The organism is Bacteroidota bacterium, assembly GCA_018692315.1.
In the GTDB taxonomy this organism is placed as follows: domain Bacteria; phylum Bacteroidota; class Bacteroidia; order Bacteroidales; family JABHKC01; genus JABHKC01.
This window is the reverse complement of record JABHKC010000189.1, coordinates 1-14,809: the sequence shown is the minus strand read 5'-3', so window position 1 is coordinate 14,809 and position 14,809 is coordinate 1. Positions and strand designations below refer to the sequence as shown.

10 protein-coding genes and 1 pseudogene are annotated in these 14,809 nt (G+C 33.4%); 7 read left to right on the top strand and 4 right to left on the bottom strand.

From position 1 onward, the window contains the following. Positions 1 to 32 precede the first annotated feature (32 nt). The 3 genes and pseudogenes from HN894_14155 to HN894_14145 all read left to right on the top strand — a co-directional run bounded on the left by HN894_14155 (position 33) and on the right by HN894_14145 (position 4,633). Complete coding sequence (locus tag HN894_14155; GenBank protein ID MBT7144467.1) at positions 33 to 2,087, top strand: beta-galactosidase; 2,055 nt, start codon at positions 33 to 35, stop codon at positions 2,085 to 2,087. Positions 2,088 to 2,136: 49 nt separating this feature from the next. Then, positions 2,137 to 3,621: pseudogene (locus HN894_14150) on the top strand (sulfatase). 712 nt (positions 3,622 to 4,333) lie between these two features. Further along, positions 4,334 to 4,633: a hypothetical protein gene (locus HN894_14145; protein ID MBT7144466.1), complete on the top strand. Its 300-nt coding sequence runs from the start codon at positions 4,334 to 4,336 to the stop codon at positions 4,631 to 4,633. A gap of 270 nt (positions 4,634 to 4,903) precedes the next feature. On the opposite strand, the gene HN894_14140 is transcribed toward HN894_14145, so the two are convergent. The 4 genes from HN894_14140 to HN894_14125 all read right to left on the bottom strand — a co-directional run bounded on the left by HN894_14140 (position 4,904) and on the right by HN894_14125 (position 8,149). Beyond that, a complete protein-coding gene (locus HN894_14140) occupies positions 4,904 to 6,070 on the bottom strand; it encodes a hypothetical protein (GenBank protein MBT7144465.1) in 1,167 nt (388 codons plus the stop codon). A gap of 838 nt (positions 6,071 to 6,908) precedes the next feature. Then, positions 6,909 to 7,133: a hypothetical protein gene (locus HN894_14135; protein MBT7144464.1), complete on the bottom strand. Its 225-nt coding sequence runs from the start codon at positions 7,131 to 7,133 to the stop codon at positions 6,909 to 6,911. A 106-nt stretch (positions 7,134 to 7,239) separates the two neighbouring features. After that, on the bottom strand, positions 7,240 to 7,635 hold the full coding sequence (locus tag HN894_14130) for a hypothetical protein (protein MBT7144463.1): 396 nt from the start codon (positions 7,633 to 7,635) through the stop codon (positions 7,240 to 7,242). After that, entirely contained in the window at positions 7,628 to 8,149 is a 522-nt protein-coding gene (locus HN894_14125) for a hypothetical protein (GenBank protein MBT7144462.1), read from the bottom strand. Before HN894_14125 ends, HN894_14130 begins: the two co-directional genes overlap by 8 nt. 586 nt (positions 8,150 to 8,735) lie before the next feature. Between HN894_14125 and HN894_14120 the strand changes: the two genes are divergently transcribed. The 4 genes from HN894_14120 to HN894_14105 all read left to right on the top strand — a co-directional run bounded on the left by HN894_14120 (position 8,736) and on the right by HN894_14105 (position 14,721). Then, positions 8,736 to 10,679: a sulfatase gene (locus tag HN894_14120; protein MBT7144461.1), complete on the top strand. Its 1,944-nt coding sequence runs from the start codon at positions 8,736 to 8,738 to the stop codon at positions 10,677 to 10,679. An 11-nt stretch (positions 10,680 to 10,690) separates the two neighbouring features. After that, positions 10,691 to 11,848, top strand: coding sequence for an anaerobic sulfatase maturase (locus HN894_14115; GenBank protein MBT7144460.1), 1,158 nt, complete (start codon positions 10,691 to 10,693; stop codon positions 11,846 to 11,848). A 165-nt stretch (positions 11,849 to 12,013) separates the two neighbouring features. Further along, a complete protein-coding gene (locus tag HN894_14110; GenBank protein MBT7144459.1) occupies positions 12,014 to 13,537 on the top strand; it encodes a T9SS type A sorting domain-containing protein in 1,524 nt (507 codons plus the stop codon). Between the two features lie 386 nt (positions 13,538 to 13,923). Then, on the top strand, positions 13,924 to 14,721 hold the full coding sequence (locus tag HN894_14105; GenBank protein ID MBT7144458.1) for a hypothetical protein: 798 nt from the start codon (positions 13,924 to 13,926) through the stop codon (positions 14,719 to 14,721). Positions 14,722 to 14,809: the final 88 nt, after the last annotated feature.

Below are 14,809 nucleotides of genomic sequence, written 5' to 3'. Positions count from 1 at the left end.
AAAGGCTAAAAGCAAACAGCAAAAAAAATATTATGAAAACTAAAATTTTATTGAAACTGAGTATATCATTTTATATCATTTTATGCGGCTTTTCATGTTTCTCTCAGCCTCGTGAAATCGTAAATTTAAATCAAGACTGGAAATTTTTTCAGCCAAAGCAAGAAATTGATTTTCTCACACTTGACGAAAATTCGTGGACTGATGTAAACATCCCTCACACATGGAACAATAAAGATATTCAATCCGGCGGAAAAGTAAATTTTGGCACAGCATGGTACAAAAAGAACCTTACAATTGAAAAAGCAGAAGGGAAGCACTATTTTTTGCGTTTCGATGGAGTTGGGCAATATGCCGAAGTTTTTGTCAATAAAAAATTCATTGGAAAACATTTGGGGGGCTATTCAGCTTTTGTGTTCGAAATAACTGATTTTATTGAAAATAATACTCAAAATACAATTTTTGTAAAAGTAAATAACGAGCTAAATAATTCATATCCAAAAGACAATTTCCTTTTCGGAATCTATGGAGGAATCTATCGTAGTGTAAATTTGATTGTTACTAACAATTTGCATTTTAACCTCGAAGATCATGCTTCAAACGGGATTTTTGTGTATCAGAAAAAAGTTAATAAAAAACAAGCTGAACTTAGAATTTCATGCCAGTTGAAAAATGAAAGTTCAACTATTAAGCAAATTATCCTTAAAAATACAATGCTGAAAAACGGCAATAAACCTGTGGCAAACGAACTCCAAAATATTGAGCTTAAGCCGGTCGGGATGCAGGTTTTTAATGCAAAGCTTAAAATAAAAAATCCCAGACTTTGGCATGGCAAAAATGATCCATTTCTTTATACTTTAAAAACCGAAATATTTAACAATGGTGAATTGTTCGATGTGATTATTCAAGATGTTGGCATACGTTATTTCGAAATTGATGAAGAAAAAGGTTTTATATTAAATGGTGAACCTTACAAACTTTATGGGGTATGTCGTCATCAGGAATGGGAAAATATTGGCAATGCCCTGCTTCCCGAGCATCACAAAACCGATATGGAATTAATTAATGAAATTGGAGCAACATCTATTCGTTTGGCTCATTATCAGCAAGATGAGTATATTTACAAATTAGCCGATTCCATGGGTTTTTTGATTTGGGCAGAAATTCCATTTGTGAATGGCTATAAAGAAGGTGCAGATGATAATGCTTTACAACAAATGACCGAATTGATAAAACAAAATTTCAACCATCCTTCAATTTTTGTTTGGGGAGTTCACAACGAAGTCGTAAAAGGAGCTGTAGTTCAAGAACCCGTTGAGCTCACAAAAAAATTGCATAATCTTGCGAAAAACCTCGATCCCGAACGATATACAGTGGCCGTAAGTAATATTTGGTGGGTGCATGACCATGAAATTCATGAACTGACAGATTTACAAGGATTTAATCAATATACCGGCTGGTATGGAGGCAATCCATCAGGACTCGAAAACTGGATAAAAAACTATCATAAAAAAAAGCCTGATATAAGAACCTCCATTTCTGAATATGGTGCAGGAGGTAACATTAATCATCAAAGTTCAGACTTAAGCCCACCTTCACCAAAAGGTAAGTTTTTCGCCGAAGGATATCAAACATATTACCATGAAATATGCTGGGCTGCCATTGAAGAATGTCCTCACATTTGGGCTTCCTATGTTTGGAATATGTTCGATTTTTCGGTACCGGAATGGGATAGAGGCGGAATAAAGGGGAGAAATCATAAAGGGCTGATTACATACGACCGAAAAATGAAAAAAGACGCATTCTTCTGGTACAAAGCAAATTGGGCAGATTCTCCAGTTTTACATATCGCTGGAAAAAGAAACGATACAATAAACACTTCGAATTATATTGTAAAAGCATATTGCAATTTTGGTGCTCCTGAACTCATTATAAATGGAAAGAATTTGGGTAAAATGCAAAGTGGAATTAACTCTGTTCAATTTGTGAGTAAGGAAATTATATTAACCAAAAGGGAGAATAAAATTTCTGTGAAAGCGAGAAGTGGTAACAAAATGGTAATAGAGGAATTTATTATTTATGTAGAATGATTTTGGCTGTTGGCTAAAAGCTAAGGTCTAAAAGCAAAAAAAAAGAAATATGATGAGAGCAAATTTAAAAAATATCACCATTCTCGGAGGAATAGGGCTTGCCGCTTGCAGTCAAAATGCCCAGCAGCAAAAACCCAACATAATTTTCATAATGAGCGACGACCATAGTAGCAAAGCAATTTCATGCTACGGTAGTACATTAAACAAAACTCCAAATATTGATAAACTGGCTGAAGAAGGTGTGCAGTTTACAAATTGTTTCTGTACAAATGCAATTAGTGCACCAAGTCGTGCCAGTATTCTGACTGGGACTTTCAATCACCTTAATGGACTGTATAACAATTATGTAGGTTTCGACACTTCTCAAAATAGTTTTCCGAAAGTGCTTCGGCATGGAGGCTACCAGACTGCCTTAGTTGGGAAATGGCATCTCAAAACCGCACCTTCAGGATTCGACTACTGGAATATTTTACCCGGCCAGGGTCATTATTATAATCCCGATTTTATTACGAATGGCAAAAAGCAGCAAATTGATGGTTATGTAACAGATATAATTACCAAGGATGCAATTTCATGGCTAAGCAAAACTGACACAAGCCAGGCATTTTTCTTAATGCTAAATCATAAGGCACCACATAGGAATTGGTTACCAGAGCTTGAAAAGATTGAAAATTACAGAGACACAAAATTCCCATTGCCTGAAAATTTCCACGACAACTATGAAAAAAGGCATGCCGCGAAAATGCAAAAATTGAGTATTGGGAACGATATGGAGCTTGCTTACGATTTAAAAATAATTCATCCGGATTCTGCCGAAACCATTGCTGCAAAATATGTGGGGCTGTCCAGACTTAGCAAGAAAGACAGGGAAAAATGGATGATACTTTACAGACAAAGGTATGATGAATATATAGGCCTTGATGGAGATGAGCAAAGTTTGGCAGAATACAAATTTCAGTGGTATATGCAAGATTATTTGGCTTGCATCGATGCTGTGGACGAAAGTGTTGGAGAAATAATTAATTATCTGAAAGAGAAAGGACTATACGAAAATACGATAATTATTTACACTTCCGATCAAGGGTTTTTTCTTGGCGAACATGGCTGGTTCGACAAAAGATTTATGTATGAAGAAAGTTTTGGTATGCCATTAATTATTAGAAACCCAAAATTGAAACAAGCAGGGCAAAAACGCGAACAATTGGTAATGAATATTGATTTTGCACCAACAATTCTCGAATATGCAGGTATGCAAATTCCGGAGCAAATGCAAGGATTATCTATCTGCAATCTTCTTGAAAACAATGATACAGAACTACGACAAAGTGTTTATTATCACTATTTTGAATATCCAGGTCCTCACAATGTTGCCCGCCATTATGGAATACGAACCGACAGATTTAAGCTAATACATTTTTATCATCCAATTGATGAATGGGAACTTTACGATTTGCAAAAAGATCCTTCAGAAAATAATTCTGTTTTTGATGATGAAGCTTATGCTCAGATTAAAATTGAATTATTGAAAGAGCTTGAATTTCAAAGGAATAATTATGGCGACACTATAAAATCATATCCTCTTGCAACAAAAACTATTAAGAATTTAGCAAATATTAGATTAGAGAGCTTGAAATTTCCTCCAGGCAAAAAATATAAAGGAACCGGAGAAAACACTTTGCACGACGGAATAATTGAAAATATTACTGCTCTAAATCCAGGTAATTATGACTCCTGGTTTGGGTTTGAAGGCAATGATTTAAATTTGGAATGGGAACTGTCTCAAAAGCAAATTGTTGATACAATTATTCTCAGATTTTTGGATGCTCCAAACGCCTGGATTTTTAAACCAAAAAAAATACAACTTGCCGTAAAAGCCTCAAATTTAGAATATAAAGAAATAGTCCTGCATAAAATTAAGACGACAAGCAGAATCATAGGAGGAGAAATAACTGAGTATTTGTTTTTGCCAGGCGAAATAATTGACTACCTGAAAATTGATGCTGAAAATATTGGACTTTGCCCTAAAGGGCACAAAGGAGAAGGGCAAAAAGCATGGATGTTTATTGATGAAATTATTTTAAGGTAGATTGGCTGACTCTTCATTCCTGCGAAGGCAGGAATCTCATCAAACAACTACTAATTTCCATCTATGCGAAGATTGTACCCGACTAGCGCAGATTTGCAATCCGTGTATCTATCAATATAAATTAACCAAAATTGTAAAAAATAATTTTTATCTTTGTTAAATGTCTGACAAATATAAAATATATGAACCTTATAAAGCATATTTTATCACAATGACAACCGTTGGCTGGTTAGATGTTTTCACTCATAAAAACCATAAAATGGCAATTGTAGATTCACTAAAATATTGTCAGCGAAACAAAGGTTTGGAGAAATTAAATTACATTTATCAAAATCCGGTGCAAAAAATGATAGTACAAGAACCTCAGGATTATTTATTTAGTTCTGCACGAAATTATGCAGAATTGCCTAATTTGATAGGAATTATTGTAGAAACGCCTCAACTGAAGACTTATGTTTAAATCTTTGGATTCTGTCTATTTTGGACGCACGGATTGCAAATCTGTGCTAACAGGGTACTAACTCAACCTAAATTCCTTTATATCCTGCAAATCAAAATAAGGCAGTGCATTAGAATTTCTCTAATTGATTTTTGGCGATGGATATTCTTTTAGTTTTTCATCTAAAGTCTAACTAAATGTTTATCTAAATGAAATTATTGAGGCTTGTTTTTAGATGGGCTTTTTGAACAGTTCAAGAAAGTACGGAATAGTATTACTTTTATGTAGTTTTCACTTTCCATACTTTCTAAATGCTTGAATAAATTGATAGATAAAAAAGCCACTTAATATGCGGTGAAATATATCAACTAAGTATGATAAAAATGTTAGTTCGGTTTTCAATTCTAAGGGATTAAGAGATCTGGCTGGTGTTAAAAATAGTAGAGATTTATTCCAACATTCTATATTGCATGGTTTAAGATCTAGGCTTAATAAATATAATGGATAAAAAATTAAACCTATTACAAAAATCCATATTAAAGCTGGCCACCACTGTGTTGAATAACAATTTGAGTACTTATTTAGGCATAAAACAAATTTACTATTAAAGTCTCTACTCCATTTCAGAGATTTGAAATGCTCGTTGTATTCTTTTGCTTTGTAATACAATTCACCAATTTTATCATAATGTTTTATACATACAATTTTAAGTTGCCTATATGGCTCTCGTGCATTTTTTTTATCCTCCAAATTCACAGCAGACTTAGGAAGCCTTGAATTAACCATAGTAATTTTTGTTAAGTCGCTAGCTTCGAATTTTAAAATCGAATTAGACATATCTGAGTTAGAGAATGTCATAAATTCCATATCGGAATTTTTAATATCCAGTAGTGATTCCTTTGAAGGATTGAAATTGGATATTATAAAACTACCTGCAATTGATTTTGAATTTATTGTAATATTTTCAAATTTTAATTCTTTTACATTTTCGACATCGACTTCTCTGTTTAAGAAATTTCCTCCTTCAAAAATCAATTGACCAATTTCTTTAATTCCTTCATTGATTATTCCTCCTTCAAAAAATAACTTTGTTGCTTTACATTCCTTATAATAAATATTTTCTTTATCTCTTACCTCCGTAATAGTACATTTATCGATTGAAATTTTACCATTAAGATTATCAATATTATTAATTGAATGAAATTCTGAATCCTCAATTTTAATTGTCAAATGACCTTCAAAACTTATTTTATTTTTGAATTTACCATTTTTTAGTTTTATATAAAAATCATGTTGATCCCCAATGAATTTGATATTTTTCGTGAATTCTATATTATCGAAATCAATTACATTTCCTAATTTGATATTTCGAGTATAAAGTTCTATTTCTTCATTTTTTGAATATTTCTCTTGGTTTAATATGTCTTGCTTGAAATTATCATCAACCATCTTTTCCATTTCGATAGGATATTTTAATATTTATATTCCTTAATTTTACAATTCAAAGCTAATAATTAAATTATATATTTAAGTCCTTTTAAGCAATCCCAACATTTCAAACATTTGCTTCCTGTGATGACAGGACAGCAGAAGTTTAAAAATAGAGGCAATAGCAACCCCGCTAGCGAGGATTTGCAATCTGTGCGTCTAACAACAATAAAAATTCTGCAAAGGCAGAAATGAAATCCTGCAAGGATGGCCTATTGGTGGCCACCGTTGGCAATCGGTGGTTGAAAGAAGCACATTTTAAAAAATTCCATAGGAATGACCTACAAAAACAAATAGGTCATCCTTACAGGATTTCCAATTATGCCCGACTTTCATTTCCTCCGAATTTCCATTCAGGGCTACCGAAAAAACATCCCTATGGGATTACAACTTTCAACTCATTCCTGTGAAGGTAGGAATCTATTCAAAAAATCCGATACCCATCTCCCAGCAAGAAGCTAAAAATACTTCACTATAAGGAATCGTTAAGTACTTTATAAAACTATACATCATTATGCTAATTGTTGATATCACAACAGTTATTTTATAGTCTATACTTTTAAGTATTTTCTTTTGGGCATATGTGGGATACATTTTTAATTCTGATAACATTCTGTGATTAAAGTACAAAAAAAGTACTAACAAAACATAATTTATAATAAATTCATTTTCCAGTTTCCCTTATAATGTTGGGATTATGATTGTTATATTGTCATATTTAGCTCCTATTCCAACTAATATTAATAATCCACAAATAATCATTATTCTTTTCCTTGTGGCAAAATATCTATCTAATACGTTCATTCTTTTAGTTTTTACGAGGCTTCATATTGTCCGGCATCATATCGAATCTGTTTTTTTCGTTTAGGTCGTGAAATTCGAGATGTACGTTTAGCATTGACAGTACTTTTACGAAAGTATCAATTGAGTAGTTTTGTGTTTCGCCGATATTTAAAACTGCTTCGATTTCGGCTTTTGGCACCATGCCAGTGTCGATTATGTCTTTTATAGTATAGCCTCTGTCCTCTATCATTAGTTTTTAGTTTTCGGCTACTTTATTTATGAATATTTCTGTTCGTTCATTATTTTTTTGAGTTTTTTCAGAATGAAAAAGCCTGCTTTTTTGCAGGCTTTTTTGTTTAGCTGTTTATATTTTTATAACATTCTTTATGTATTTTTGCTAAGTAATCTTTTGATTTCGCTGCTTCTCCTGGCGTTTGCTTAAACGTAGTATATCTTGCAGTTCTCGATCTATCATCTAACCAATCATACATCTCTGATGTTCCGGGAGGCATTTTTTCAAGAACTAAACGTTTACGTGTTGCATGTCTGCTTGGCATCTTTAATGCCTTTTTTGCTTGAGATATATTTTTACATTCTTTTTGTCTAATATTACATGGGAATATAAAATCTTCGACAAAGTGTATTGCAGAATAAAAAGATGTTGTTATAACCCAATCGTAATATACTTTACCTTCCAATAAATCCTCCGACAATTTTTTATTTCTCTCTCCGTGAGTTTTTCTATTAACCATTATATATTTCAAAATATTCGAAACCATCTTCCTTCAATAATTCTCTATCAAGATACTTATTCCCTACAAAGGCAATGTCTAACATTTCGTCATAAATGCTCAAATATTCTTTTTTGCTTTCTGCAAGTTTTCTATATCCTTTCTTTACAAAATTATCGTCAACTAATGTTTTGTTTGAAATTGTTAGAATAACTTTTGGAGATGTGGAAGATATATTTATATGTAATGATTCAACTTTATATCCTTCGTTTTTTAAATATTTAACTGTATCTTTTGACAATAGATATATTTTATTCGCCTTTTTAACAAATGTTTCAACAAATGCTTCTGACATATTTTTTAATAGTTCTTCTTTTCCTAATTTTTTTCCATCTTCTATACCTTTTATATATGCATCAGCAACAACGTTTACATGGTAATATCCATCTGTGGCTTCGTTTCTTACCTGGACTTCACGTTCTTTCAAGTATTCATTAAATCCTTTAACACTCTTAATTTTAGTTGCTTCTTCCATTTGATTTATAGTTTATAATCAGCCTTTATAATAATCTTTTATAACCTTTTTCTATCCAATTTTTGCATACAAAACTAAACAAATATATGAAATATTAAATACAATATGATATTTATACTTTCTTTTTGTAATTCAGACTATCTTTTCCTCTTCGTCATATTCATAATTTATAATTCATAATTATACAGTCCTTTTACAGATTCCCAAAATTAAAAACATTTGCTTCCTGTGATGACAGGACAGCAGAAGTTTATAAGTAGAGGCAATACCCCGGCTAGCGCGGAATTGCAATCCGTGCCTCTAGCAACAATAAAAATTCTGCATAGGCAGGAATCTATTCAAAAAACTACTCAATTCCAGGAGATTCCTGCTTTCGTAGGAATGATGAAACCGTTGAGCCTGAATGATGGAACCTTTGTGCAGGAATGATGGAATCTTTGTGCAGGAATGATGGAATCTTTGTGCAAGAATGAGTTTTGATTTGGCAATTCAGACAATCTAAATAACTACCGATAGAAACTTGTCATTTTTTTATCAATTTAAAAAACTAATTTTGAAACCGGATTTTGGAATTAATTATTTAAGGATGAAAAACTATTTAAAATTTTCAAACTCGAAAAAAATTGCAGCAGGCTTGTTGTCGGCAGGCATTGCCGGAACATCTTTTGGGCAAACCAATGAATTACCAAACATTGTACTTGTTTTTACCGACGACCAGGGCTATGGCGATTTGGGCTGTTTTGGTTCAGAAAATATTCTGACACCAACAATTGATAGCTTGGCCGAAAATGGTGTAAAATTTACAAATTTTTACGTTTCTCAAGCTGTAAGTTCTGCTTCAAGAGCATCATTGCTAACCGGCTGTTATCCAAACAGAATTGGCATAACCGGAGCATTGACCCCAAATTCCGAGAAAGGAATTGCGGCATCTGAACTAACTTTAGCAGAAATGTTGAAAGAGCAAGGCTACGCAACCGGAATTTTCGGAAAATGGCATTTGGGCGATCAAGAAAAATTTCTGCCTCTTCAGCATGGCTTCGACGAGTATGTGGGTTGGCCGTACTCTAACGATATGTGGCCTGTAACTTATGGCAACAAACCAAAAATTAATAGCAAATATCCAAAACTTCGATTAATTGAAGGAAACAAAAAAACCAAAGTTTTTGAGAGGATTGAAGATCAAGATAGTATCACTACAATTCTGACAAGGAAAGCTGTCGATTTTATAAACAGAAAAGCCTCCGAACCTTTTTTCTTGTATTTTCCGCACCCAATGCCTCATGTGCCGCTTGGAGTTTCCGAAAAGTTTGCCGACAAAAGCAAATATGGCAAATATGGCGATGTAATTATGGAAATCGACTGGTCGGTGAAACAACTTGTGGAAGCATTGAAAAAAAACGGAATTGCTGATAATACGCTGATAATATTTACGAGCGACAATGGCCCATGGAAAAATTTTGGAGATCATGGTGGAACCACTGCCGGTTTGCGCGAAGGCAAAGGTACAAGCTGGGAAGGTGGGCACAAAGTTCCTTGTGTGATGAATTGGCATGGAAAAATTCCAAAAGGTTTAGTAATTAATAATCTCGCTTCTACGCTGGATATTTTACCCACTTTGGCAGAAATAAGCGATGGGAAATTGCCAAATCATACTATTGATGGCCAAAGCATACTGCCATACTTGTTTGGCGATACGAGTAAAAACATCCGAGACGAATTTTGTTATTACTACAACGAAAACGAGCTTCAAGCTGTTCGAAAAGGAGATTGGAAATTGGGTTTTCCGCATGTTTACAGGTCATACACAAATGTTGAGCCCGGGAAAAACGGTTTGCCCGGAAAATATAATTTCCTGGAATCAGGTTTGGAACTTTATAATTTAAAAAGCGATCCTTTCGAGTTGAATAATGTGATTGACGAATTTCCTAAAGAAAGGAAACAATTGCAAATATTAGCCGAAAAGTACAGGCAAGAACTTGGAGATTTTTTAACAGGAATAGAAGGAAAAGGGCTACGAGAGCCAGATTATAACTACGAGATGGAAACAAATATTTCTCATTTGGCAGTAGGAGCAAAAGTTCAGTTGTTTACTCAATATAACAAGAAATATTCCGGACGAGGAGCTCAAGGATTGACTGATGGAAAAATTGGCAGGCCTGCATTTAAAGACCGCTCGTGGCAGGCGTATTATGGAAATAATCTTGAGGCTATAATTCATTTCGACAAAGAACAAAGTTTTGACACTGTAATAGTTAGCACTTTGAAAAACGAAGGTTCATGGATATTTTTACCAAAAGAAATAGTGGTTTCGTTTAGCACTGATGGTGAAAATTTTGAGGTTTTAGAAAAAATCACATCAGACAAATTCCAATCTGTAAATGGAAATGTGAAATACCATGCTAAAATTTCTAAACCTGCCCGGGCAAAGTCAATAAAGGTAGAAGCTATAAATATTGGCAAATGCCCAAAAGGCCATATTGCAGAAGGAAAGCCGGCCTGGATGTTTTTCGACGAAATAATAGTGAAATAATTCAACCATCAATGAAAAAGCCGCTTGAATCGATAATTGTAAAGCCTGTTGGAGCAAAATGTAATTTAAATTGCGATTATTGTTTCTATCTCGAAAAAGAAAATCTATACCCGTCTTTGTCGGTAATGAGCCACGACACGCTCGAAGAGTTGATTCGTCAAATGAGTAACCAGACCGGAAATCAATATAATATTACCTGGCAAGGTGGAGAGCCTAGTTTGGCAGGAATCCAATTTTTCAGAAAGTTGATAGATTTACAGCTTCATTTCGGGAAGACTGAAAGAAAAATAATAGGTAATAGCCTGCAAACAAACGGTACTTTATTGAACGATGAATGGATTAGTTTTCTGAAAAAATACAATTTTCTGATTGGTTTGTCGATTGACGGAACTGAAGAAATCCATGACAAATACAGATTGAACAAAAATGGAAAAACCAGTTGGAAAAAAGTTAATGAAAATGCTCAGAAGCTAATGAATGCTGGCGTAGCTGTGAATATTTTAAGTTGCATTACAAAATCGAATGTTAATTCTGCCGAAAAAATATATCAGTTTTACAAATCAAGAGGATTTCAATGGCTGCAGTTTAATCCTGTTTTTGAGAAAGATAGAAATAACCAGATACTTGACTTTTCTGTTTCTGCCAAAGAATTGGGTGGATTTATGTGCAAAATTTTCGATTTGTGGTATGCCGATTTCATTCGTGATGGCGGTTCTGCTCCAATAGTGCGATTTATAGAAAATACATTTCATGCGCATATAGGGCATCAGGTTCCCGAATGTAGTTTTCAGAAAACTTGTGGTGGATACCTTGTGGTAGAGCACAATGGCGATGTTTATAGCTGTGATTTTTTTGTGAACAAGAAAAACAAATTAGGCAATATTCATCAAAATCGATTGATTGATATGCTGAATAGCAAAAAGCAGCACACTTTCGGTGAACTAAAAGCTGAAATAGATAATGATTGCAAAAAATGTCCATGGTTAGAAATGTGTTATGGAGGATGTCCAAAATATCGAAATGCCAAAAATCTACAGTATTTTTGTAGTGCTTATAAACAATTTTTCAGTTATAGCAATCATCGTTTATCGGAACTTGCAAAAGCATGGAAAAAACACAATCAGACGACACAAAAAATGACTTTTGATGCCTCCGGATATTTCAAATAGAATTACTTAATGCTTCAGATTGTTTTTTGTACCTTTGAAATTTAGTTTTTCTAAATAATTTATTATGCCAAACATAAAACTAGTTCAGTTATTCATTTTCAAGCTCAATTTTCTAATAAATATCAGATTATAATAAAAATTAACCTTAAATAAAATCCAAAACCCATGAAATTAATTAAAATTTTAATCCTCGCTCTTTTACTTTACAATGGCAGTTTTTGTGCACAAAACTTTGGAAACAAACAAACGGAAAACAATCCTTATAAAAAAACTAAATCTATAAGTAATGACACTGTCAAAATATTTTTCCTTGGAAATAGTTTTTTAGGGACGAATAATTTGCCCGGAATTGTTGAAGACCTTGCAAATTTAGGTGGTTTTCCATACATTATTGATTCACATACACCAGGTGGACAATATTCTACTCATCATATTCAAAATCCTTTTGTCTTTGAAAAATTTCAGGAACAAGCCTGGGATTATATTGTGATTCAGGATAACCAAGGTGCTTATGTAAATATGCCACCATATATTAGCAGCGAATATTTAAATGCCAATTTACAATTATACGATTCTATAAAAGAATACAATTCTTGCACTCGGGTATTATGGTTTGCTGGATGGGGTGGAGAAGGCGGTTATCCAACTTACTTCCCTGGAGATAATACTATTTCATGCATTGGTCGGATTCTTGACAACATGATTTATCAAAACACATTTGTAAATGAAATTGTAGCTCCGGTTGGAGAAGCCTGGATTAAATCTCTAACTGAACAAGCCGGCATCGATTTGTATTCAGCAGATGCAGTACATCCCTCCCAAGCCGGCAGTGTAGTTTCAGCATCGGTATTATATTCAATCATTTTCAAATCAAATCCCGGCAATTTGAGTTTCACCGGAGGTTTACCCGCTGCTGATGCAGAGTATCTTTTGCAGTGTGGATACGATGTTGTAATTGATACTAATAATTTTGCTGAATACAATATTGAAATGTATTCGCCACAAATAAGCTTTTTTAATAATATTGTTCAAGTGCCTGACATTTATACTTTTTATCTATGGTTGAAAGATAATGCCCCAATTTCATCAGCAAGTATTCCAGGTCTTGAGTTTCAAGGTTCGGGAAATTATTCAGTAATTGTTACTGATCAGAATGGCTGTCAGCAGAAATCCTTTGAAACATATCTCGAAGAAGGACCTACTGCTAAATTTTCTTATACCGTAAACGATACCATTGTAGAATTTATTAATGAAAGCACTAATGCAGATGTTTATGTTTGGAATTTTGGCGATGGACAAACTTCCACAGAAGAGAATCCCATACACGAATTCTCGGGATTAGGACAGTATTCGATAATTCTGACAGCCTGGAATCAATATGGTGGAGCAGATTTTACTGACACAATTAATTTTGAGGTAAATGCAATTGAGTTGTCAAATAAACCTGAAAAATTATTGCTATTTCCGAATCCTGCAAAAACTCTGTTTTATCTAAAAAATGTTACTAACAAAAATATTTACGGTATAAAAATATTTGATTTGAAGGGAGAATTAATAATTTCCAGAAATGAGATTATTCTGCCTTCCAAAAAATTTCAGATAGATCTATCAAATCTGAAATCAGGTTTGTATTTTGTAAGATACGATTCAGAGCAGTCCACACATGCTCAAAAACTTATTGTTTTTTGATTTGACTTAAGTCATTTGCAAATAAAACTAAGCGCAAAACTCTTAAACTTTCAGCTAAACTATCTATTCTGGGTGTTAACACATTCTTATCATCAAAAGGTTTAATAATGCTTATTTCAGGTGAAGTTATTTGAGATGATGAAGAAGAAAAAGAATTGCAAATTAACATATTAGAAAATAATCATAAAACTTGAGCAGACAGTTTGCAAGAGAAATTAGATGACCTACAAGAGGATGCATCTCAAAATAGTGTTTAGTTTTAATGATTTCCACAAGAGGAAACTACCAAAAAAATAGCCTTTTTTAGATTACACCAAAGTTTTTTCGGCAACCATACAAAAGGATTCTCGTCATAATTTTTTAATTAAACAACCAATACTTTTATAATGAGAAACACTCTATTGCTATTATTAATCATTGCAATTACAACCTTATCTTACGGACAACAAACAAAAGTTCTTTTTATTGGAAATAGTTATACATATGTAAACGATTTGCCTAATTTACTAAGTGATTTATCACTATCGCTTGGGGACACAATAGTGCACGATCAAAGTACGCCAGGAGGATCAAGGTTTTTAAATCATGCAGCAAATACAACAACATTATCAAAAATTAGTCAAGACAATTGGGATTTTGTTATTTTACAGGCACAAAGTCAAGAACCATCATGGCATCCCGATCAAATGACTACAGAAGTTTTCCCCTATGCTCAAATATTAGTCGATTCTATTAAATCAAACAATTCTTGTACTGAGCCGGTATTTTTCATGACTTGGGGTCGAAAATATGGAGATCAAGTAAATTGTATTGATTATGGATGGACTCCTGTATGTACATTTTTGGGAATGCAAGAAAGGTTAATGGCTGGATATATGACAATGGGTGAGCAAAATAGTTCAACTGTTTCGCCAGTTGGTTTAGCGTGGAAACATGCTATGGATAATGATCCTGATAGCTTAATTAATCTTTATTCAGCAGACTTTAGTCATCCTGCGCTTCCAGGTTCATATTTAACTACTTGTGTAATGTATGCTACACTGTTCCAAAAATCTCCAGTAGGAGCCACTTTCCATAGCTCGCTTTCTGCCGATGTTGCATTGTTTTTACAACAAATGGCTCATGATGTTACTTTAGCCTGCATAATTCACAAAAACAAGCAAAATGATGTTAATATTCTGTAATACAGACAAATGCAAGCTTTGATAAAAAACATTAATTTTTTAAATAAAAATGGAGTTCATGTATATTTTTTTCCAATAAGTTACTATC